16 protein-coding genes are annotated in these 24,700 nt (G+C 35.4%); 10 read left to right on the top strand and 6 right to left on the bottom strand.

Features of this window, described 5'->3' with window-relative positions; translation table 11 throughout:
* Position 1: 1 nt before the first annotated feature.
* Complete coding sequence (locus KAOT1_RS16420; protein WP_007095991.1) at positions 2-694, bottom strand: class I SAM-dependent methyltransferase; 693 nt, start codon at positions 692-694, stop codon at positions 2-4.
* Between the two features lie 175 nt (positions 695-869).
* Here KAOT1_RS16420 and KAOT1_RS16415 point away from each other — a divergent pair, with 175 nt between their 5' ends.
* Entirely contained in the window at positions 870-3,323 is a 2,454-nt protein-coding gene (locus tag KAOT1_RS16415; protein WP_007095990.1) for a DUF4114 domain-containing protein, read from the top strand.
* 216 nt (positions 3,324-3,539) lie between these two features.
* Positions 3,540-4,937, top strand: a complete 1,398-nt coding sequence (locus tag KAOT1_RS16410; protein WP_007095989.1) for a cyclodeaminase/cyclohydrolase family protein — start codon at positions 3,540-3,542, stop codon at positions 4,935-4,937.
* On the opposite strand, the gene KAOT1_RS16405 is transcribed toward KAOT1_RS16410, so the two are convergent.
* Positions 4,903-6,987 (bottom strand): tetratricopeptide repeat protein, encoded by a 2,085-nt coding sequence (locus tag KAOT1_RS16405; RefSeq protein WP_007095988.1) that lies wholly within the window; start codon positions 6,985-6,987, stop codon positions 4,903-4,905. The two genes, KAOT1_RS16410 and KAOT1_RS16405, sit on opposite strands and share 35 nt — an antisense overlap.
* 142 nt (positions 6,988-7,129) lie before the next feature.
* Between KAOT1_RS16405 and KAOT1_RS16400 the strand changes: the two genes are divergently transcribed.
* From KAOT1_RS16400 to KAOT1_RS16390, 3 genes are all read left to right on the top strand, one after another.
* Positions 7,130-7,408 (top strand): hypothetical protein, encoded by a 279-nt coding sequence (locus KAOT1_RS16400; protein ID WP_007095987.1) that lies wholly within the window; start codon positions 7,130-7,132, stop codon positions 7,406-7,408.
* Positions 7,409-7,478: 70 nt separating this feature from the next.
* Entirely contained in the window at positions 7,479-8,717 is a 1,239-nt protein-coding gene (locus KAOT1_RS16395; RefSeq protein ID WP_007095986.1) for an oligosaccharide flippase family protein, read from the top strand.
* A 627-nt stretch (positions 8,718-9,344) separates the two neighbouring features.
* A complete protein-coding gene (locus tag KAOT1_RS16390) occupies positions 9,345-10,553 on the top strand; it encodes a glycosyltransferase (protein ID WP_007095985.1) in 1,209 nt (402 codons plus the stop codon).
* 182 nt (positions 10,554-10,735) lie between these two features.
* On the opposite strand, the gene KAOT1_RS16385 is transcribed toward KAOT1_RS16390, so the two are convergent.
* A complete protein-coding gene (locus KAOT1_RS16385; protein WP_040559628.1) occupies positions 10,736-11,257 on the bottom strand; it encodes a 3'-5' exonuclease family protein in 522 nt (173 codons plus the stop codon).
* A gap of 201 nt (positions 11,258-11,458) precedes the next feature.
* Here KAOT1_RS16385 and KAOT1_RS16380 point away from each other — a divergent pair, with 201 nt between their 5' ends.
* Together KAOT1_RS16380 and KAOT1_RS16375 are read left to right on the top strand one after the other, a co-directional pair.
* Positions 11,459-12,952: a nicotinate phosphoribosyltransferase gene (locus KAOT1_RS16380; protein ID WP_007095983.1), complete on the top strand. Its 1,494-nt coding sequence runs from the start codon at positions 11,459-11,461 to the stop codon at positions 12,950-12,952.
* A gap of 33 nt (positions 12,953-12,985) precedes the next feature.
* Entirely contained in the window at positions 12,986-13,984 is a 999-nt protein-coding gene (locus tag KAOT1_RS16375; RefSeq protein ID WP_007095982.1) for an acyl-ACP desaturase, read from the top strand.
* A gap of 433 nt (positions 13,985-14,417) precedes the next feature.
* Here KAOT1_RS16375 and amaB read toward each other — a convergent pair whose 3' ends face one another.
* The 3 genes from amaB to KAOT1_RS16355 form a co-directional block, all read right to left on the bottom strand.
* Positions 14,418-15,971 (bottom strand): L-piperidine-6-carboxylate dehydrogenase, encoded by a 1,554-nt coding sequence (gene amaB / locus KAOT1_RS16365; protein WP_007095980.1) that lies wholly within the window; start codon positions 15,969-15,971, stop codon positions 14,418-14,420.
* A gap of 87 nt (positions 15,972-16,058) precedes the next feature.
* Complete coding sequence (locus tag KAOT1_RS16360) at positions 16,059-16,781, bottom strand: hypothetical protein (protein ID WP_007095979.1); 723 nt, start codon at positions 16,779-16,781, stop codon at positions 16,059-16,061.
* Complete coding sequence (locus KAOT1_RS16355; protein ID WP_040559625.1) at positions 16,771-17,313, bottom strand: 3-hydroxyanthranilate 3,4-dioxygenase; 543 nt, start codon at positions 17,311-17,313, stop codon at positions 16,771-16,773. Before KAOT1_RS16355 ends, KAOT1_RS16360 begins: the two co-directional genes overlap by 11 nt.
* Positions 17,314-17,484: 171 nt before the next feature.
* On the opposite strand from KAOT1_RS16355, the gene KAOT1_RS16350 reads away from it, so the two are divergent.
* The 3 genes from KAOT1_RS16350 (at position 17,485) to KAOT1_RS16340 (ending at position 24,668) form a co-directional block, all read left to right on the top strand.
* On the top strand, positions 17,485-17,718 hold the full coding sequence (locus KAOT1_RS16350; RefSeq protein ID WP_007095977.1) for a hypothetical protein: 234 nt from the start codon (positions 17,485-17,487) through the stop codon (positions 17,716-17,718).
* Positions 17,719-17,980: 262 nt separating this feature from the next.
* Positions 17,981-19,021: an isoaspartyl peptidase/L-asparaginase family protein gene (locus KAOT1_RS16345; RefSeq protein WP_007095976.1), complete on the top strand. Its 1,041-nt coding sequence runs from the start codon at positions 17,981-17,983 to the stop codon at positions 19,019-19,021.
* A 106-nt stretch (positions 19,022-19,127) separates the two neighbouring features.
* The gene (locus KAOT1_RS16340) at positions 19,128-24,668 is read left to right on the top strand and encodes an Ig-like domain-containing alpha-2-macroglobulin family protein (protein ID WP_040559624.1); all 5,541 of its coding nucleotides are present in this window, start codon (positions 19,128-19,130) and stop codon (positions 24,666-24,668) included.
* Positions 24,669-24,700 lie beyond the last annotated feature (32 nt).

Raw genomic sequence — 24,700 nt, 5'->3', positions numbered from 1 at the left:
TCTAAAAAGTCATATAAAGCGTCGTAACAATCATTCCTTTTCCATCTTGCAAACGAATTGACAATAATTCCGTTGCTTCTTTTACTTTAAAGTGAAAAGGTGAAGCTTCTATATCAATTCCACTTTGTTTCTTCAAGCGAATTCCTTGTCCCGAAATAATGTCTTTATTCGGAATAAAAGTTCCTTCGGGAAGATGTTCTGTTAAAATTACATATTTGAAAGCTCGTAATTTTTCTAAAATTTGCTGTACTTCTGCATTTGATAAATGTTGCAACACTTGACGCAGCAAAGCGCAATCGCCCGCAGGCAAATTATCTTTAGCAATATCCAAACAGTAAAACTCTAAATTTGCTACTGAAAACTTTTCTTTATTGCGAATGATTAATGTTTCCACAATATCAATTGCAATGTACTTTTTGGTATATTCTACAAATTCTTTTCCAATATTAAAATCGCCACAACCCAAATCGCACACCACCAATGGCATCTCAAAAGATGTCAAAAAAGAACGAACAACTTCCACATACGGATTCACTATTTCTGGTTTATGAGAACCTTCTCCAGAATAAAAATCTGTACCATTATCGCCCCAAAGTTTCTGCTCATAAATTTGATGCATCGCGGCTTTTGTTGGCCAAGGTTTCTTTATTTTTTTCGCTTCCGCAGAATTTGAATTTGTGCTTTTATTTTTCATCCGTAACAAATATAAAGTTTCAAAATTAACATCTTACTTTTTAGCTGGATGCGGTTTCGTTAAAATGATTAATCAACAGAAAATTGCATTTCGTCTACACTTACAATGATCGCGCCGACAAGTGAACTTTTCCGTTTTTTCAGTCGTTAGATTTGTGTCATAAATAACAAAGATCATGAAGAAACTACTACTATTATTCAGCATACTTACAGCCGTTTTGGTTAATGCACAGAACTATCAATATTTAGGGAGTTATACTTCCAATGGAACGCCTCTCTATTTAGAATCGCCAGGAGACAACGTCTCTGTTGAAACATTAGAAATGATAAGCAATTCGCTACCAGAATCATATCCAGTACCTGATTACAATCCGCATTATATTTCTTCAGGATACGATACAGATCTTATCATTAATGAAACAGCTGATGTTTGGGTCACATTTGTCGCTGAAGGAGCTGGCTACAGAAATGTTTTAGGTTTTTACACATACGATCTAAACAATCCTTCACCAACAGCACCACAGCCAGAAGATATTACTATTATTTTTCCAAACGCTTCTGCACTAGGAAGTGGCGGCGGATTGCAAGTTGGTGACAAAGTTAAAATAGGAACTTTTGAAGCTGGCACAGGCGTTGGCTGGGTTTTATTGGCAAATGCTTGGAATTCAAACACAAGTACAGTTGGACATGGTTTGTGGAAGTTATATTCAAATACGGACTATAATCCTGAAGCAGATGAAAATCTACGGTATCATAATGTATTATTAAATGATCCTGAGAACGAACGTATTATTTTAGGTTTTGAAGACATTCGACGTGATTATGGTTCGTGTGATAATGATTTTAATGATGCAATCTTTTATGTAACGGCGAATCCGTATACAGCACTAAAAACTACCAATTATGCAGATGTAGAAAGTGCTACAGATGTAACTTCTGCCAATGATGGCGGATTGGAAAGTAATGGAAATTTAGCCAGTTTGATTGCTAAACGTAACCTTCGAAGAACACAAACAGGAAATGCTCAAAATAAAAAACAACTACAAACTTTTTATAACAAGCAAACATATGCTTCGTTAAATCCAGAAGACGGAACAAGTTTAGATATGTATTTACCAGATACAGGAATGTACGGTACAGAAACGGCATACTTGTCAAGTCCGACAGATTTAGTAGATATCACAAATGCTTCAGAGATTTTTGCGCTTGATATGTATCAAGAAAACACGCGTGTTTCTGCTGTATTAGCAACAGCTACAGAAGGTTCAATATATGACCACTCTAAAGTTATTTGCGATCGACTAAATAGTTCTTCACTTGAAGATGTGCGTACGGTAATGGTTCGAGGTCATCAATTAATCAGTTCAAAAATAAAAAGAGCTTCTGGTGAAATAGAATATACATTGAGTTTTTCTGTGAAACTAGGTGAAACTGCCAACGAATTGTATAGTTTTTGGAACATTGCGCAATATCCAACAGGCGATTATTATAACTTTCAAATTTGGGGAAGTTCCTTATCACAAGTATTTACAATAGGAAATCATATTATTGATACGCTTACGCTAGAAAAACCATTAAACAGTCAAATTGTAGATGATGTTGTACCGCCTGTATTTGTAAGTTCTGGATATTATGCAAATGGAAATATTCACTTAAATATTATTAACAAAGTAAGCGTGAATTCTGTGTTTTTTGAAGCAAGTATGGCAGCCACGGAAGTCTCTGAACGTACAATGATGTCGCAAAATATAGCTTTAACAGGTTTTTGGACAGATAATGTGACGATAGCAACAGGACAATTGTTTGATGTTGGTTTGTCGCTAAGCACAACTGTGTCAGCACAACAAGACGCACTTTATTTGGCTGATGGTCCTTGGGGAATTGATTATGAAGAAGAAAACGTGATCGTCACTAATTTTGACATAGAAAATACGGTTGTAAATGATTTGGAAAACACACATGAAATTGAACGACAACCGAGTGTTTTTGGAGAAGTAAAAGGTACAATCAACTTGTTTAGGCATGTATTACCTGGCGATCAAACCTTAGATGTAAGTGAGTATGAAGTGTTTCAATTTAGCATCACAAATTCTCAACCTGTAGAAGTTATTTTATTACAAGAAGGTTTGACAGATTGGAACAACCGTTTCCGTAAAATCATTCCTGCAAACACAACAGAAACAGCATATAGCATTTCATTTGACGAATTTGTAGATGGAAGTGGAAACTCAGCAATCATTTCAGACGTAAAAACCATTCTATTTTCTATACAAGGAGATTATCACAGTTATGTTCCATTCAATATTGAAGTACATAATGCACAATTTGGAATGGAAAATACATTAAATGTTGCACAATTTGAAGCAGAAATTGAAACAAATAAGCTCATGGCGATTCCCAATCCAGTGACAACAAATACAAAAATCTTATTTACTGCAAAGCAATCTGAGGACGCACAGTTAGCTGTTTATGACCAAGTAGGTAAAGTAGTTTATATACAAAAGGTTAAAACTGAACATGGTCAGAACAAAATCCCCCTAAACCTAAATAACTTGCGTCCTGGATTGTATTTCTGTAAAATAGAAAGCAAATCCCAAACCTACAAAACCCTAAAACTGGTTGTGAAATAAAGATTAGGTTATTCATAGTAATTTTATTTTGGTTGATGAAGAAAAGGCAAAAGGATTGAGTTCTTTTTGTTTTTTTTGGTGTTAATAAAGATTTTTTATGAATCTAAAAACTAATGTTTGTAAGAATTGTTGACATTTTATCGATTAAAAAGCTCAAAACAACTTATAACTTTATCATTTTTAATGTTTTAATTTATATTAGTTAAAAGATTATTTATGGGAATAAAGTTACTTGATATTACAACGGAAGAGCTTTTGGAAAAATTTGGTGCTGGAAATCACAAACCAGGATCAGGAAGTGACGCTGCATTTCAAGGTATGATTTCTGCTAAACTTCTAGTAACAGTAATTAATCTAACGAATGAGAAAAAACGGAGAAAAAGATACTCCAAAAATCTTCCAAAATTATTAGAGATGGAATCAGATATTCAAAATCGTATTTTTCCTGAGCTAACTAAATTATTTCAAGAAGATTCTATACAATTTGATAAAACCATAAAGTTAAGGGAACAACGTGATCTAGAAAAAGATCCAATTAAACATAATAAATTATCTAGACTAGCATTAAAAGAATTAAAAGTAGCTATTGATATTCCTATAGAAATATCTAGATTATGTGTTGAATTAACTGAAATTGCTAATTTTGTTTTTGATCACGCTTTTAGATCTGCTAGGGGAGATTCTCAAGTGGCTTTGAGTGGCTCGGTTTCTGCAATTGCAGGTTGCCTATCAATCATTCAACTTAACTTACTATCTTTCAGAAGTGATGAGTACGAATGGATTGAAGATACGATGCTTAAAGTAGAAAGTTTAAAAAATAAATATAGGAATTTTAGTAATATAACTGATTCAAAAATAAGTATATTAGAGAAGGAAGTTAATGATAAAAAAATACTTTATAAAGAAGTAGACCAATTTCTTAAAAAATACAAATCTAAAAAAAATCTTTCTGATAAAGACATAGAAGAAAGCTCTGTTGAACTTCAAAGGCTAATTTGGAAAAATCGTTATAAAATTTGGAAAGTTAAAGTGCCTCAACAGCCTACAAAAGTACTAATCCCTGGTACAGTTTTGAAAAAAATATTTGGTTATGAATTTCATGATGTTGCCGAAATAGGAAGTGAAAATAATATTGCAGGAATTATTAACCAAGAGGAAAAGATTGTCATGATTTCTGATGAGTTTCCAAAAAATACGCAAAACTTCACTGCTGCTCATGAATTAGGTCATGCTATTTTACATACACAAAAAGTAATGCATAGAGATAAACCGATTGATGGATTCACTTCTTATAAAAATAGGGATTATAAAGAAAGACAAGCTGATAAATTTGCAACCTTCTTCTTAATGCCAGAAAAACTTGTTAAACAAACTTTTAAAGAACTGTTTTTGACTGATAAATTTCAAATCAATGAAGACTCAGCTTTTTTCTTAACTGGAGGAAACCCTAGTGAATTAAGAAAAGAGTGTAAAAACTCTAGAGGATTGGCCAGGAAGTTAGCTAATGCTGAATTTTACAGCAATCAATCTTTTATTTCTATTTCTAAATTATTCAATGTTTCAGTAGAAGCTATGGCTATTAGAATTGAAGAACTTGATTTAATTGAGTTTTAGCTTCCCCAAAAACCCACTTAACCCTAATCCCAACTTCCGTAAACGTAAATCCAGCCGCAGTTGCTGAAGCAATATTACTACGTGTGCCAAAGACATTTGCCATGCAACGATCAGAGAATTTATAACCTAATTTCCCCTGAAAACGATAGGTACTTTGGCGTTCCTGATCTTCAATATATTGCAAACCTGTCGCAGCTGTAAGTTCGTAAAACCATTCGTCAGCTTTGGTGATGTTTTCATCTTTGATCAAGTTTAAGAAGATTTCGCCTGCGTTGAATTTTTTCGGACTGAAATATATACTCGGCACTTGTTTTTCAAAGGTAATGTACTGATAGTTTAATCCAACTTTTAAAGAAGGTTTGCTCAAAATATTATAGTATAACGACGTAAATACTAAATGTCTCGAATTGTTATCATTTTGCATCGTATAATAGTACTGCGTAAACCAACCAAGATTAAAATTCGTGCTTACATTATAATTTGCATATAAATTGTTTTGTACAATTTCACGATCTAGTAAATCAGCATTAAAACTCTGTATTTCGCGCTTGTAACCAATATCAAGGGTTTGTAGTTTAAATGGTTTGATATTTAAAGAGAAATCTGCTAATAATTGTGTAAAATCGTTGGTTTCTGCGTTGGCTGATGTGATTCCCAACGTTCCTTTAAACGTCATGTTTGGAAATACTTGATACGACAAACCTGCCGAAGCCGCATGCGACGTTGCTTTGTTGTTCGTCACCGTATTATTTGTCGTTCGGTAGGTGTAATTTCCGAGTAGTTTCAAACGTGTCGAAAACGGAAATTCAATCGTATTTTGCACCGAAAAGGCTTCGTTATCGCCATTGTCAAATGTATACGAGACTTTTCCATCATAAAAAGGCGTAAACTTCATTTTCAATTCTTTAATAAAGTTGGTCGCATCTTTCTGATTGTTGTAAAATGTCAGTGTCTTTTCTGCAGCAGCGATGGCATCATCATAACGACCTAACGCTTTTAAAACATTAGCTTTTCCTAAATTTCCATCAAACGAAGTAGAATCGTTGACTAAAATTTGATCGTAATCTGCCAAACTCTGTTTAAAGTTACTTTTGTACACATTTAGTGTTGCACGCAAAGCCAAAACCCAGTTTTCATTAGGTTGTTCTTTAATGATTTCATCAATCAACTTTGCTGCCTTTGCATACTTTTTGTTCCAAATCAACGCCTGAATATAACGTTCTCTCGTTTGCTGAATTACAGTTGCTTCTACATTTTCTGCCAAACTATCATACGCCAATTGACTCGTTTTTAGCGCCAATTTTTCTTTTCCTTTCAAATGTTCAATCAATGCCCAACCATTTAAAACCGTTATTTTATCCGATACATTTTTTGAGCTTTCAAGCAAGGTGTCATACGTTATTTTTGCCTTGTCCAATTCGTCCATAATCAAATACAAATTCGCCAAATTCAACAACGCGTTTGTATCATTCGCGAAAAGCGACACACATTCTTTCAATATTTTTTCAGCTTCCAAATACTGTTGTGCTTGCTGTTTTTGGTAAGCATTTCCTAAATAGATGTACTTCTTTGACGTCATTGCGTTCAGATTTCCTGGCAAAACTTCCAACGCTTTGTTTACATATAGTAATGCACTGTCGTATTCTTTTAAGTTCGACAACGTATTTGCAAAACCTAATAATGCTGGAAAACTTTTAGCGTCTTCCACAACTAATTTTTGGTAGTACGCTTTCGCGAGATCGAACTCTTGATTCCATAATAAGGATTCGCCGTAATTCAACTTCACTTCAAAATCATTCGGAAAGTCCTTTAGTAAGTTGTTGAATATTTTTTTCGCTTCCGCAGCATTGCCATTGAGTCCAACCGCACGACCGTAACACAAGCGCGCTGTTTTATTCGTTGGATATTCTTGCAAAACGGTTTTGAAGAATGTTTCTGCTTGTTGATACTTTCCATTTTCCAAATATGAAAAGCCTTCTTTCATGTTTTGAGCGAAGCCAAAAGTACTTATAAATAGGAACGAAAAAAGTAAGATATATTTTGTGTTCATGATCTTGATTTTAGACAATTGTAAGGTAAGCATAAGCTACCGATCATTCATCGTAAGTAAATTGAATCTCACCGACAACACGACTATTTTCACAGTATTTCAGAGATATTTGTGTCAATATTAATCGCAAAAACCCAAGAAAATGGCTTTACAAATCACAGAACAAAACGGAACTTTTTTAATGAATGGAAAGTTAAATTCTTCAACAACAAGATCGTTTATCATCCACTTCGAATACATCATTGAACAACATCAAAATGTAGTTTTAAATATTGATGGTGTCACTCAAATCGATCATGATGGTTTGGAAGGAATTAAAACCTTAACGGCAATTGCACTCAGACAACATAAAATGTTTTCTGTCATCGGAAATGGTTGCAAAGATATTTATCAAGATTTCAATTGCTCGCAAGTAGCATAAAGTAGTATTGAGTAGTGAGATGTTAGAATTGAGATACCTTCTAATTACCTTTTTAAAATTAAACAATAGTATGATCGCAATCACAAAAAAAATAAAAAGTAACCTGACTACAGCACATATTTTTATGCTGAGTAGCTTGTTAGTCAACGGCGGAAATTATGTATACAACTTACTTTTAGGACGTTTTTTAGGGCCTGAAAAATTTGCAGATGCAGCAGTTTTGGTTACTTTTTTATTGGTTTTATCGTTTGTAGCAATGACATTTCAGTTGGTAACAGCAAAATTCTCTGTCATATTTGATGCGTCTATTTTTAAAGGATTTGCAACAAATATGTATAAAAAATCAGTCTTCACAGGAATTATTTTTGGTGGTTTGATTATATTTTTTTCAGAAGCATTGCAAGCCTTTTTTAAAACTTCATCTTCTACGATGTTTGTTATTTTTGGTATCGGAATTCCATTTTATTTTATGATGAGTGTCAATCGAGGCATTTTTCAAGGAACACAAAAATTGGTGTCGCTTTCGGTAACGTATCAGACAGAAATGTTGAGTCGATTGCTCATTACTTTGGCATTATTATATATTCTACAAATTGATACAACGCTGATTATTTCATTAGGAATTTTAGCTTCTTTTTTCTGCGGATTGATTCCTTTTGATGTAAAAAACATTTCATTAAAAAGTGTGAACGTTCTCAACAAAACACAACGCAAATTGGTGCGTAACTTTTTCATCATCACCGCTTTTTACGAACTAACTCAGATTATCATAAACAACAGTGATATTTTACTCGTAAAGCATTATTTTGAATCATATGATGCAGGTTTGTATGCTTCTTTAGCGTTGATTGGTCGTGTCGTATATTTCGTTGCTTGGATGTTTGTCATGTTGTTATTACCAACCGTTGTAAAGCTCCAAAAAGAAGGAAAAGATACAGTTCCTGTTTTGCTAAGATATGTGTTGTATATTGGCGGCATCGCTACTACAATCATTTTTGGTTGTGCCATATTTCCTGAGCAAATCATCCAGATTTTATTCGGCGAAAGCTATTTAGAAATCACACCATTATTGTGGAAATATGCGTTGGCGACAGGAATTTTTGCCATTTCAAACATCTTCGCATATTACTATTTATCCTTAGACAAATATGTTCCTGTAGTACTTTCTGGCTGCTGCGGAATGCTTCAAATTGTATTGATTATTTTCTTCCATGAAAGTTTAGCACAAGTTGTACATGTGCAAATCTTTGCGATGGTTTTATTGTTGATGGTACAGTTGGGATTTTTCTTCTTTCAGAATAAAGTTTGATCGCTTCACTTCGACTCCGCTCAGTGTTAGCGCTTTTTTTTAGACCGATTCGCTTTTAGATTTTGCTTACTCTTATGTGGTTTTTAGTTTTTCATTCTAGTCAATGCAGAAGCTTATTTTACTCTTGTAGTATACTTTATACTCAATATTAGAACCTATAATTAAAAAGTTATCTCCTACCTTTAAATCACCAAATTTTAACCTCTCTCTTTCTTCTAGAACTTCAAACACATTATCTTATTTTTAATTTATATTATGCAAATATCTAACTCAATATCAAAAATAGGTTTTCTCCTTTATAGCTATTTCACCACTAAAAATTAATATTATCTCATTTATTATTCTCCAAAAACCGTCAGATCAAGTAATTTTCGACAGAAAATTATATCGAGATCTACTTTGAACGGAAATAGATTCTTATATACACAAAAATACTATTCGAACAAGTCCTGAATCTTGGTTCTAAAAGTCTTGATTCCATCAAAAAAACACTTCACATTGAGCGGAGTCGAAATGAAATCTAAACACTCTTTCCGTTCGTCGCAACATAATCGCATTTCAGCACAACTCGCCTATTTTTCACATGTTTAAAGCGCAAATTTGTCCTGTAATTAAAATGAATACATCATGAAACTAGCAATCGTAACTGCATTTCCACCAAGTAAAGTAACCTTAAACGAATACGCGTATCACTTAGTAAAAAGCTTTCGCCAAAAGGAAAACATTACAGAACTTATTTTATTAACCGATGAAACACCAGAAGCAAAAGATTTGAATTTTTCGGAAGCTGGTTGTAATATCACAGTGAAAGAATGCTGGAAATTTAATAGCTACAAAAACATCTTTTCAGTAACCAAAGCAATCAATCAAACGCAACCTGATGCGGTTTTATTCAACTTGCAGTTTATGAAATTTGGTGACAAAAAAGTGGCTGCTGCCTTAGGATTGATGCTTCCGTGGATTTGCTCACTCAAAAACATTCCAAACATCGTTTTATTACATAATATCTTGGAAGAAGTCGATTTAGGAAGTGCTGGTTTTACGTCAAATAAACTCTTACAAAAAGCCTATAATTTTATTGGTACAAGCTTGACAAAATTATTATTGAAAGCTGATACAGTTGCCGTAACGATGCAAAAATATGTTGATGTATTGGAAGCAAAATATTTAACTGATAACGTAACAATGATTCCGCATGGAACGTTTGAAATTGCTTCAACGCCATCTTTCGATTTGCCTGATGGACCATTAAAAGTGATGACGTTTGGTAAATTTGGAACTTACAAAAAAGTAGAAAAGATGATTGAAGCCGTTGAAAAAGTTAGAAAGTCTTCAGGACTCAATTTAGAAATTGTCATCGCAGGAACCGACAATCCAAATGTGCCAGGATATTTGGCAAACGTACAGGAACAATACAAACATGTTCCGCAATTGACATTCACAGGATATGTGGAAGAAACTGATGTCGCACCATTATTCAACGAAAGTGCAGTTGTGGTTTTTCCGTACACAGCTACTACGGGAAGTTCGGGCGTATTGCATCAAGCTGGAAGTTACGGAAAAGCAGTTGTGATGCCAGATTTGGGCGACTTGGCTTTGTTAGTGAAAGATGAAGGTTACCAAGGCGAATTCTTTGAACCAACAAGTGTAGATAGTTTAGCAAACGCCATTGAAGCCATTGTAACCAACGACGCGTACAGAGTTTCACTTGGAAAAACGAATTACAAAGCTGCTACTGCCTTTCCTATGGAACGTATTACAGATATGTATTTGGAACAATTTGATGCGATTATCGCTAGAAAAAATGTGGGCGTTTTAAAGTCGCTTCGTTCTTAGATTCTTGATGTTCATATTCTAAATCTCACATCGAGCATTATCGTAGATACCGAGCGTAGCTCACGAGATGTTAAATTGTTACTTGCTGTTGTGTATTTACTTTTGCTATTTTTCACCATGAATACACGAATTTCGAAGTCAATTATCACATTGATATATTTTCAAATCTTCAAATTAAAAACCTACTTCAAGCTAATCTTTAAATCCATTTCATTTTTCATCATCAGCAATACTTCTGCATTTCCCATAGCGTCATCAACAGGATTGTGTGTATGCACAGTTTTACGCAAATGTTTCCACTTGGCGAAGGTATCTTTCTCCATTCCGCAATATAAATCAGCAAGTCTTCGTGAAGAATAACCAAACGGATTTTCGCCAATAAAATGATGAAAGTACCAGCAAATAAACATCCAATCAAAACCATTATTATCACTGATAAAAACAGGTTTTCCTTTTGAGTTTTCTTCAATCCACACTTTAAAATCGTTCATTACAGTTTTCGGATCGTCAAATTCAAGCGTTTCTTCACGTGAAAACCCTGAAATAGACAACGCAGTCGGATCAAACCGTTCGGAAATTGGCTTTAATGCTCCATAAAAAGTCCTATCGAGTTTCTCATCCACCAAAACAGCTCCAAAACATATCATAGAATAGTCTCCCGGAATGGGTCCATCAGATTCTATATCAACCATTATATAACTCATATATTTACTTTTTTGTGAAATGGCAAGATAGTTATTTTTGATGGCTTTGCTGTCGGGAAAAAGTTCGACTTCAAATTCAGTTTCAGTTTCAACCTCAAGTTCAAATCCCTATCTTTTCACCGAATAAAATCACAATTTATTTGCCAGTTTCAAAAAAAAAAAATTATATTTGCGTATATTTAACGCAAAATAATATTTCTTATGAATCCATTATTGCTGACAGATGGTTACAAACTCGGACACAAAGAACAATATCCGCAAGGAACGACTAAAGTGTACTCGAATTGGACACCTCGAAAAAGTAGAATTGAAGGTACGAACGAAGTCGTCTTTTTCGGCTTGCAATACTTCATCAAAGAATACCTTATCAAACAATTTAATACCGAATTCTTCAACCAACCAAAAGCACAAGTTGTTGCTGAATATAAAAAATACGTCGATCATTATTTAGGAATCAATTACAATGTTTCTCACATCGAAGATTTACACGATTTGGGTTACTTACCTATTGAAATTAAAGCTTTGCCAGAAGGAACTTCCGTTCCTATTCGTGTGCCAATGTTTACGATTGTAAATACACTTCCAGAGTTTTTCTGGATTACCAATTACTTGGAAACACTACTTTCAAATATCATTTGGCAACCGTGTACTTCTGCTACCATTGCAAAACAATACAAAACTATTTTAACGAAATATGCGCAAGAAACGGACAAGGAAAATCTAGACTTTATCAACTGGCAAGGACACGATTTTTCCATGCGTGGCATGTCGGGAATCGAATCAGCTTTCTTGAGCGGCATGGGACATGCATTGTCTTTTACAGGAAGTGACACGTTGCCCGTTGCCATCAATCTTGAAAAATATTACAACACCGATGTTACAAAAGAATTGGTTATTGGAAGCGTAAATGCTACCGAACACAGTGTCATGTGTGCAGGAAGCAAAGATGACGAAATAGAAACGTTTAGACGTTTGCTAAAAACCTATCCTACGGGAATTCTCTCCATAGTTTCTGATACGTGGGATTTATGGAAAGTACTTACCAACTATTTGCCACAACTCAAAGATGAAATTTTAGAACGTGATGGAAAACTCGTGATTCGTCCCGATTCTGGAAATCCTGTAGACATTATTTGCGGTTGCGAGCACGAAGACGAAACCATTGCAAAAGGTGTCATTGAATTGTTGTGGGACGAATTCGGCGGAAGCCTAAACGCACAAGGATATAAAGTTTTGAACCCTAAAATTGGTGCTATTTACGGCGATAGCATCACGATTGAAAGGGCAACTCAAATTTGTGAACGCTTAAAAGAAAAAGGATTTGCTTCTACAAATGTCGTGTTGGGAATTGGAAGTTTTACCTATCAATACAACACACGAGATACGTTTGGTTTTGCAATGAAAGCTACGTATGTAGAAGTACATGGTAAAGGACGCGCTATTTTTAAAGATCCAATTACGGATGATGGTACTAAAAAATCTGCAAAAGGATTGATGCAACTTTTTATGGAAAATGGTCAAATTACTTTAAAAGACGAATGTACTGTTGAAGAAGAAAAACAAGGTTTGCTAAGTACGATTTTTAAGAATGGAAAACTATTGAAAGAACAATCATTACAAGACATTCGGACAATACTTTCAAAATCGCTGAAAGATGTTAATTCTTTAAAAACTGAGGCTATTGTAGATATTTAATGGTACTTTTGCAACATTATTAAACAACCATCAATGTCTTTAAAAAATATACGTTTAGAAGTCATGCAAACTATTGAAAAAGAAATCGATAGTTTCATGGAAAAATACTTAATTCCGCCAGAGAAAATATGGCAACCCACAGATTTTTTGCCAGATTCACAAGGAGAAAATTTCTTTGATGAAGTACATCAAATTCGTGAAGAAGCCAAAGAATTAGGATATGACTTTTGGGTTGTTTTGGTTGGAGATACCATTACGGAAGAAGCATTACCAACATACGAATCGTGGTTAATGGATGTAGAAGGAATCAATCAACATGCAGAAAATGGTGGAAATGGCTGGTCGAAATGGATTCGTCATTGGACAGGTGAAGAAAATCGTCACGGAGATGTTTTAAACAAATATTTATACTTATCAGGTCGCGTAAACATGCGCGAAATAGAAATAACGACGCAACATCTTATCAACGACGGATTTGATATTGGAACGGCAAACGATCCTTACAGAAACTTTGTATACACAAGCTTTCAAGAATTGGCAACCAACGTTTCGCATAAGCGTGTTGGATTGTTGGCAAAGAAACAAGGCAATAAATTACTTAGCAAAATGTGTAATATTATTGCGGGTGATGAAATGCGTCATCATTTGGCTTACCGCGAATTTGTAAAAACAATTTTAAAGTACGATCCAAGTGAAATGATGTTGGCTTTTGAAGATATGATGCGTAAAAAAATCGTGATGCCAGCACAGTTTGTTCGCGAATCAGGAGAAGCGATTGGAACTGCTTTTGAAAATTTTTCAAATGCGGCACAACGTTTAGGCGTGTACACAACGCACGATTATATTGACATTATGCGAAAGTTGATTTCATATTGGGAAATTGATAAGTTAAATGATTTGACTGCTAAAGCGGAAAAAGCGCGTGATTATGTAATGAAATTACCAGATCGTATGGCACGTATTGCCGATCGTGTAGCGATTCCGGAAGATATGACAAAATTTAAATGGGTTGAAGCGAATGGAATGCTTTAGGTTAGATCGCTTTGCTGTTTGACCGCTTCGCTTTGAGATCGGCTTAGCCTTTTAGAGCGCTTTGCTTTTAGAATTGTTACTTTGTAAATAGGAATCTCTTTGAATTCTTTTTTTTGATTTTTTTTAAACTACTCTACTTCAAATTACAAAGCGTCAGATCGAATGAAATTCTGCACATTGAGCTGAGTCGAAATGAAAGAATTTTGTATCGAAAGCCACTTTGATATCCGAAAGGATTTAATGTTTTTAAAGTACTTCTCGATAGCTCTGTTGAGCGCAGTCGAAATACAAATTTGCTATGCAAATCCACTCGAATTGACGTTCAGAAATTCGAAAGGAAACAGAATTTTTAAATACTTCAATCTTTCAATAAAAACCATAAAAAAACTCGCTCCAAAAGAAGCGAGTTTTTTGAGTTTTGTATTAATCTTTTTTACAAATCAAACTTAATTCCTTGCGCCAATGGCAATTCTGTAGTGTAATTAATTGTATTTGTTTGTCTACGCATGTAAATTTTCCAAGCATCAGATCCTGATTCGCGTCCGCCTCCAGTTTCTTTTTCTCCACCAAAAGCACCACCAATTTCTGCTCCAGACGTTCCAATGTTTACATTGGCAATTCCGCAATCAGATCCTGCGTGACTTAAGAAACGTTCTGCTTCACGCAAATTATTCGTCATTACCGCAGACGATAATCCTTGTGCAACACTATTTTGAACTTCAATAGCATTTTCAATACTTCCGCTGTATTTTAGTAAGTATAAAACGGGAGCAAATGTTTCATGCTGCACAATTTCAAAAGAATTCTCTGCTTCTGCAATTGCTGGTTTTACGTAACAACCACTTTCATAACCTTCTCCTTCCAAAACACCACCTTCAACAACAATATTTCCGCCTTCAGCAACAACTTTTTCAAGTGCCGCTTCATACATTTTTACCGCATCTTTGTCAATTAATGGTCCAACATGATTGTTTTCATCAAGTGGATTTCCAATACGCAACTGTCCGTACGCCGCAACAACTGCATCTTTTACCTTGTCATAAATTGAATCGTGAATAATCAATCTTCTAGTTGATGTACAACGTTGTCCAGCCGTTCCAACAGCTCCAAAAACAGCTCCGATTACGGTCATTTTTATATCTGCATCAGGCGTTACAATAATTGCGTTGTTTCCGCCTAATTCTAATAACGATTTTCCTAAACGTCCTGCTACTTCTTTGGCAACAATTTTACCCATACGCGTTGAACCTGTTGCAGAAACTAAAGGAATACGTGTATCTTTAGAAAGGTACTCACCTACTTTATAATCTCCGTTTACCAAACAGCAAATTCCTTCTGGCAAGTCGTTTTCAGCAAAAACCTCAGCTGCAATATTTTGGCATGCAACTCCACACATTGGTGTCTTTTCAGATGGTTTCCACACACATACATCACCACAAATCCAAGCTAATGCTGTATTCCATGCCCAAACCGCTACTGGGAAATTGAATGCAGAAATAATTCCTACAACTCCAAGTGGATGATATTGCTCATACATTCTGTGTCCTGGACGCTCTGAATGCATCGTAAGTCCGTGGAGCTGACGTGATAATCCAACTGCAAAGTCGCAGATATCAATCATTTCTTGAACTTCTCCTAAACCTTCTTGGTAAGATTTCCCCATTTCATAAGAAACCAATTTTCCAAGTGCTTCTTTTTTCTCTCTTAATTTTTCTCCAAACTGACGCACTACTTCTCCACGTTGTGGCGCTGGCATCGTTCTCCAAGTTTTAAAAGCTGAAGTGGCAGCTTCCATCACTTTTTCATAATCTTCTTTTGTAGTCGATTTTACTTTTCCAATCAATTTTCCATCTACTGGAGAATAGGATTCGATCAATTCTCCGTTTGAGAAATTGTTTGAACCTGTTGATGTTCCTTCATTTATATCTTTTAAGCCAAGTGTTTCTAAAGCTTCTTTGATTCCAAAATCAGTAGTTACTGCTCCCATTTATTTATAACTTTTTTTAGTTCTTTTGTTAAATTTTTGCGAAGATAGCATAATTCTAGCAATCTTCATTCGTGAATAATCTGTTTATCATTTCAATTCTAGAATGTTGTACTGATAATGTGCGCGAAGGTATTTTTGATTTTTAGTACTATCAATCATATAACTCTTTCGTTCTTTGTTTAAAAACAATCCTGTTTTCGCTTCGTGCTGTAAGTTTTTTATTTGACTGTAGGTTTTTCCGTGTTTGACTAAATTTTCTTTGAGTTGAAATGTTTCTGTATCAAAATAATACCACCAAATCGTTTCGCTATCAGGATACACCGCTTTTATTTTATACGCTTCACTTCCATCATCTAGTTTTACTTTTCCTTCTGATGATAACGAAACATCGTCGGTTGCTAATTTATAAGGTTGCCAAAATACATAGTGTGCGCCCATAATTTCTTTGTGAGCTTTCGCGACTTTTTCATCATCAGTTACCTGAAAACCATCAATAAATACGTATATTTCTTCACCGTCAAAAACAATGCGATGTTCTTCATCATTTTCTTTCCAAATTACTTTTGAGGTAAACTCAGGTTGCAATGTATTGTGAAAAGTTTGCTTTTTTTCAAGTGTTATTTTTCCAGAACTGTCGTACAATGTTGTTGATTTTTCATACCTCAAAACTTTATGTGCTTCCCATTGCGCTTTTCCTCCATGAGCTTCTTTCAGAGATTTTTCTACAATCGCTTCTGCAGAAAGTTTCGATTCGCATGAAAATACAAAAGTTCCAAAAATGATCGCTATACAAACAAGCTTAAGCTTCATCTGCGGTAAATCGTTCATCTACTGGCATTACGTGTCCGCAATTATCACAAGTAAGCAATTCTTTAGAAGCGTAAAAATCTTTAAAATGTCCTAGAAAATCTTTTTCTACATCGTTCAGTGGAAATCGTACTTCATGCAGTTTATGATTACAATGATCACAATACCATTGCAAACCATCCATTAAATCTGTTCCTTTTCGTTTGCGCTCTACCACCAAGCCAATAGAATTTTCAAAACGCACAGGAGAATGTGGCACGCCAGCAGGATGCAAATACATATCGCCAGGACCTAATTTCATGGTTTTTTTCTCGCCATCTTCTTGGACATGAACTTCAATATTTCCTTCCAACTGATAAAACAATTCTTCGGTTTCATTGTAATGGTAATCTTTTCTAGCGTTTGGACCACCAACAATCATCACAATATAATCGCCTGCTTCTTTGTACAAATTTTTATTAGCTACAGGAGGTTTTAATAAATCTCTATTTTCTTCAATCCATTGATTGAGATTAAACGGTTTTTGTATCGCCATTGTCATTTAGAATTTTAGATTTTAAAATTACGGATTTTTTAGAGATCATTCCTTGTCTGTTATCAAATAACCTCACAACTCACTGACACACAATTGTTAAGTAAGGTAAAACCGTAATTTACCTACTTTATATTTTCCTAACTTTTCAAATCGTAATCAAAAACTATAATCATGAAAAAAAAGAAACTAAAATCATTATCGCTTAAAAAAGCATCTGTATCAAAGCTAAACGGAGGCGCACAAGGACCTTTTCCAATTCCACTATCAAGAAACATAAAAGAATGTGTATTTACCTATGACATTTATCAATGTACTTGGTATAGCGAATTGTATACTGCTTGTGAATGTGAGCCATCTTGGGATTTAGGATGTCAACAATCTATAAATGCACCTTGTGATGCTTAAAAACTAATTCAATTTAAAATCCTACCATTAAAGAGGTTGTCTAAAAAGTATATTGAAACGTCATTCTGGACTTGACCCAGAATCTCATCATGTTGATTTTCAAACGTTATGAGAAACCGAATCAAGTTCGGTTTGACGAAATCTGTACTTTTTAGACAGCCTCTTTTTTATAAAGCATATTGTGAATAAATATCTAAGAAACAAATGCTTTTCCGTTTGAAATTATGTAAATTGAAGCCACTAATCAATCTTTTCCATATTTATGAAAAAATCGGCTTTAATTTTGCTCCTACTTGCTTTTATTCTAAATAGTTGTGCAAATACTTCTGAAGAAAAAACTCCTAAAAAAGTAGATGAAACTCCAAAAAATAGCATTGGATTGGTCATTCACGGCGGCGCAGGAACTATTTTAAAAAAGAACATGACGCCAGAAATGGAAGCCGAATACAAAGCAAAATTGGAAGAAGCTGCCAAAAAAGGATATGAAATTTTACAAAATGGAGGTTCTAGTTTAGATGCTGTCGAACAGACGATTCACATTCTAGAAAACTCACCTCTTTTTAACGCAGGAAAAGGAGCTGTGTTTGCAAACAATGGCAAAAACGAACTTGATGCTTCTATCATGGAAGGAAAAACATTAAATGCGGGTGCTGTTGCAGGTGTGACCAACTTAAAAAACCCGATTTCTGCGGCACGAAAAGTGATGGAAAACTCAGATCATGTATTGCTTGCAAGAAAAGGCGCAGAAGAATTTGCCGCAGCACAAGGCTTGGAAGTCGTTGACACAAGTTACTTCTTTACAGAAAAACGTTTCAATTCGCTTCAAAAAGCAAAACAAGGCGACAAAGACAAAACAGCATATTTAGATCCGTATATGAAAGATTACAAATACGGAACCGTTGGTTGTGTGGCTTTAGATAAAAACGGAAACCTCGCTGCTGGAACTTCTACTGGCGGAATGACCAATAAAAAATGGAATCGTATTGGAGACTCGCCCATTATTGGTGCAGGAACGTACGCAAATAATAAAACCTGTGCAGTTTCAGGAACGGGACATGGCGAATATTTTATCAGAGCCAATGTAGCATACGATATTTCTGCCTTGATGGAATACAAAAACATGTCGCTACAAGAAGCCGCAAAAGAAGTCATTCAAAACAAACTAAAAAATATGGGCGGCGATGGCGGAATTATTGCTATTGATGCTAAAGGAAACTTAGTTGCCGAATTCAATACACCAGGAATGTATCGTGCAACAGTAGACGAAAAGGGAAAAATCACAGTTGGAATTTACAAAGACTAAAAACGTAAAATTGAAAAAGTTTTACGAATTCTAAATACATCACGACGAATACTCAAAGAACACCAAAATTATGAAAAAGTCTGCCTACTTTACAAAAAAAATAATCATGCGCAACACTACAATTTTCATCTTTTTGGGAGTATTTCTCAGTTTCTTTTCGTGTAAAAAAACAAGTCCTGAAACCGATAATATTTTCGAATTCAAAGACTACATCTATCAAACAACTGCTGGAACAGTTTCCGTGAGCGAACCCATTATCATCGGACTTCAAAAAGAAGTGCCAAATTGGGGTGACGACGAAAAAGAAGTTTCTGCCGAGCTCATAGAAATTCATCCAAAAATAGCAGGAAAACTGTCGGTTCAAAATAATAAAACCTTGCGCTTTACACCTGAAACGCCACTAAAACCCGACACAGAATATACGGTAACTGTAAAGTTGGAAGATATCTATGAAAATGTTCCTAGTGAATTTAGCACCTACACATTCGCCTTTAAAACAGTGGCGCCAAACTTTACTATTACAACCAATAACTTGCAATCGTACTCCAAAGAATGGCAATACTTAAACGGTACATTGCGTTCCGCAGATATAATTCCTACAGAAAAACTAGAAGAATTACTAAGCGCTAAACAAAACGGAAAAAAACTAAACATTACATGGGATACGCCATTGCTCAACAGTAAAACTTATGTATTTATGATTGACAGCATCAACAGACCAGAAGACAATACACAAATAAAAATATCATGGACAGGAAAACCTATCAATTCTACAGCAAAAGGTACTAGAAACTATACCATTCCAGGGCAAAATAACTTCTCTATTATTGGTGTTACGGTTTCACAAGGTGCTGAACAAAAAATAAGCATCAACTTCTCCGATCCATTATTAAAAAACCAAAACTTTGAAGGTTTGGTAACCGTAACAGGACAGCCAAATATTACCTATGCTATTGATGGAAACATCTTAAATGTATATCCAAAAAATAGAATCACAGGAACAGCCATGTTGGAAGTATTTCCTGGTATCAAAAATCAAGAAAGTTTCAAACTAAAAAAAGACTATTCAAGACGCGTTTCATTTGAACAACAAAAACCGCAACTACGCGCCATAAGTAAAGGTGTTATTCTACCAAATTCTAAAAATCTAACCTACAACTTTCAGGCAATTAACCTAAAGGCTGTTGATGTGCGCATCATCAAAATATACCAAAAAAATGTATTGCAGTTTTTACAAGGAAACCAAATCAATGAAATTGATCGTTACAGCATTCGTACAGTAGGAAGACGCATCGCTAAAGAAACCATTGATTTGGTGAAAAATGAAAATGAAAACGACGGACAATGGAAAACCTACGGAATTGACTTATCAAAACTTTTTCAGGCAGAACCTGGCGCTATTTATCAAATAGAAATTGGCTTTAAAAGAGATTATGCGTTGTATACTTGTGAAAATACCGCTTCTGCGGAAGATGCAAGCGCGCGTGGTGATTACTATCAAAATCGTGAAGATGAAGACGAAAACGAAGAAGCCTATTGGGACAATAAAATTTACAGCTTTAGAAACTATCGCTACAATTGGGATGACCGTGAAAATCCTTGTACAGATTCCTATTACTTGCAAGATCGTTTTTTAACGGCAAATGTATTGGCTTCCGATTTAGGTGTCATTGTAAAAAGAGGCGAAAACAAATCGTATTATTTTGCGGTAAGCGATATTCTAACTACAAATCCTGTGGGCAATGCAAAAGTAACTTTATACAATTATCAACAACACGAAATTGCCTCAAGACGCACAGACTCAGAAGGATTAACAACGATTGACGCTGACAAAAACGCCTACTTTGCTATTATTTCAAAAAACAATCAAATGACGTACGTGAAACTGAACGATGGAAACTCGCTTTCCATGAGTAAGTTTGATGTCTCTGGGAAAGAAATAAACAAAGGAATCAACGGTTATATTTATGGCGAACGCGGCGTTTGGCGACCTGGCGACACGTTACATCTGGCATTTGTATTAAATGACAAAGGAAATCCACTTCCAAAAAATCATCCTGTAAAAATGGAAGTGACAGATGCGCGCGGAAAATTAATCTACAAAAATACTACCACGCAAGGTGTAGACAACTTCTATAAATTTACCGTTGCCACAGATAGAGAAGCGCCAACAGGCAATTGGGAAGCGCATGTAAGTGTTGGTGGTGTACATTTCTCGAAATCGCTCAAAGTAGAAACGGTAAAACCTAATCGTTTGAAAATTAATATTGACTTTGAGGATGAAATCTTAGCCAATTCCAGACCGATTGAAGGAACACTGCAAGCGACTTGGCTACACGGCGCACCAGCAAAAAACTTAAAAGCAGAAGTCAACGTACGATTGACAAGTACAAAAACATCTTTCAAGAAATTTCCGAAATACGAATTCAACGATCCGACACGTGAATTCAACACGGAAGAATTTGTCATGTTCAAAGGAAACCTCAACGAAGAAGGTTTGGTTGACATTTCTAAAAAAATAAACGTAGAAAAAAATGCGCCTGGCATGTTGCGCGCTTCGTTCTTAACGCGTGTGTTTGAAAATGGTGGCGATTTCTCTATTGATGCCTTTTCTAAAAACTTTGCGCCATACACTTCTTTTGTCGGATTGCAATCGCCAGAACCAAAACAATACGGTTCTTTTTATACTGATGAAGACAATCAATTTGAGCTCGTTACGGTTAATGACAAAGGAAAACCTATCAAGCGTAATGGATTGGTGGTAAAAGTCTACAAAATCAATTGGCGTTGGTGGTGGAGTTCTTCCTATGAAGATTTATCTTCATATTCTGGAAGTGATTACCATCAACACTACCAAACATTTACCTTAAACACAAACGCTAGTGGAAAAGGAAGTTTCAAGCTCAATATTCCAGACGATGATCGCGGGCGGTATTTAATTCGCATCTCCGATCCAAAAAGTGGTCACGCCACAGGAAGAACTGCGTATTTCTACAAAAATTGGTGGCGTAGAAGCAATGATGGAAACTCAGAAACTGCTAAAATGTTGATTTTTGCGGCAGATAAGGAAAAATACAATGTTGGAGAAAAAGCAACCATCACATTTCCATCAGGACAAGGCGGACGTGCTTTGGTAAGTGTTGAAAACGGCACAGAAGTATTGAGTACAAAATGGGTAAAAACATCTAAAAAACAAACGACAACGACCATTCCAATTACGTCAGAAATGGCGCCAAATGTATTTGTCAATATCTCTTTAGTTCAAAAACATGACAATGTTTCCAATGATTTGCCAATTCGTTTATACGGAGTAATTCCAATCTTAGTAGAAAATCCAGCAACAATTATAAAACCTAAAATCTCAGTACCCGAAACACTGCGACCAGAACAATCGTTTACAGTAAAAGTGAGCGAAACCAACAAAAAAGCCATGACATACACGCTTGCTGTGGTTGATGAAGGTTTGTTAGATTTAACCCGATTTAGAACGCCAAATCCTTGGGATTTGTTCTACCAACGTCAAGCGCTTGGTGTCCGAACTTGGGATGTATACGATGACATTATTGGCGCTTTTAGCGGAGACATCGATCAAGTATTTGCTGTTGGTGGTGGCGATGGCGGAAACGGTGCAAAAAACAAAAAAGCAAATCGTTTCAAGCCTGTGGTTAAATATTTAGGACCTTTTCAGCTAAAAGCTGGACAAACAAAATCGCATACTATCAAAATGCCAAACTATATTGGCGCAGTGCGTACAATGGTTGTAGCAGGAAATTCAAAAACAGAAGCCTACGGAAATGCAGAAAAATCATCGCAAGTAAAAAAACCATTAATGGTCTTGGCAACAGCTCCACGAAAACTAAGTCCAGGAGAAAAAGTAACACTTCCTGTTACGGTTTTTGCCATGGAAAAGAAAGTGAAAAATGTAACGTTACAACTAAAATTACAAAACGGAATTTCTGCCGTAGGAAGCACTAAGCAAACACTCAACTTTAGCAAACCAGATGAAAAAATGGTCTTTTTTGATTTGAATGTTGGCGAAACAAAAGGCATTCAAACCATCGAAGTTGTCGCAACAGGAAACGGCGAAAAAGCATCGTATAAAGTAGAAATTGACGTGGAAAATCCGAATCCGATTTCGAAAAAAGTATACGAACTTACCATGGATGGAAAAAGCATGCAAGCAATCAACTTTGACACTTTTGGAGTGGCAGGAACCAACGCGGCAACTGTAGAATTTTCTACCTTACCACCAATGGATTTTACAGCACGTATGGAATATCTCATTCGTTATCCGCACGGTTGTATTGAGCAGACAACCTCTAGCGTATTCCCGCAATTATATCTCAAGGATATTTTTGATCTTACTGATGAAAAGAAAAAGCAAATAGATATCAATATAGAAAAAGGCATCAAGCGTTTGGCACATTTTCAACGTCCAAATGGCGGGTTAAGTTACTGGATTGGAGAAAATATGACCAATGATTGGGGAACAACATATGCAGGTCATTTTATGATTGAAGCCGAAAAGAAAGGATACATTTTGCCATTAAATTTTATGGATCAGTGGATAAAGTTTCAGCAAAACGCAGCACGTTCTTGGCGTCATAATGCAAATAACTATTACAATGCTGATTTATCACAAGCGTATCGTTTATATACGTTGGCGTTGGCTGGTCATCCTGATTTGGCTTCCATGAACCGATTGCGTGAGTCCAATAATTTATCAAACGATGCCAAATGGCGATTGGCAGCAGCATACGCGTTGGCTTCACAAAAAGAAGCTGCGGAACAAATTGCAAAAACTGCCAATATTAACTTTACACCTTTAAATAGTCGTCGTTACGATTACACGTATGGTTCGGTAAATAGAAATCGCGCCATGGCAATGGAAACAATGGTAATTCTTAAAGACAAAAAAGCAATTGAAATGGCAAAGACGATTGCTAAAGAATTATCTTCCAATCGCTGGATGAGCACACAAACTACCGCATATAGTTTATTGGCAATGGGTAAAATGGTCACGCAAAATGGTGGAAAAGATATCAAAATGCAATTCTCCGTCAACGGGAAAAATCAGCAAAATATCACTACTTCCAAAGCAATTGCGCAACGTGATTTAAATATTAAAAATGGTGCAAATGCTGTACAAATTGAAAACAAACAAGACAATGTATTGTTTGTACGTGTATTAAGTACAGGAAAGTTACCGCTTGGAGAAGAATTGGCAGAAAAACGAAACCTGAGCATTCGTATAACGTACAAAGACAAAGCAGGAAATAAAATTGACGTTTCAAAATTGCAACAAGGAACCGATTTTATGGCAACAGTTACGGTTTCTAATGACAAACCTGAATTTGTGGGCGATGTAGCTTTGACAGAAATTTTCCCTTCAGGTTGGGAAATTGTCAATACACGTTTTACCGATTACGGAAATACGCCATCAAGCGAAGCGAGACATACTGATATTAGAGACGATCGTGTAAATTTCTATTTCGATTTGCCAAAAGGAAAAGCAAAAACCTTCAATGTATTGCTCAATGCTTCTTACTTAGGAAAATATTATTTACCTGGTGTTCAGGCAGAAGCCATGTACGACAATGATTTCTTTGTACGAACCAAAGGACAATGGATTGAAGTTGTAAAATAAATAAAAATAGGATATCCAACATCAGTAAATAA

This window comes from Kordia algicida OT-1 (assembly GCF_000154725.1).
Classification (GTDB): domain Bacteria; phylum Bacteroidota; class Bacteroidia; order Flavobacteriales; family Flavobacteriaceae; genus Kordia; species Kordia algicida.
The sequence above is the reverse complement of the archived record's forward strand: the minus strand, read 5'-3'. Positions and strand labels throughout refer to the sequence as shown.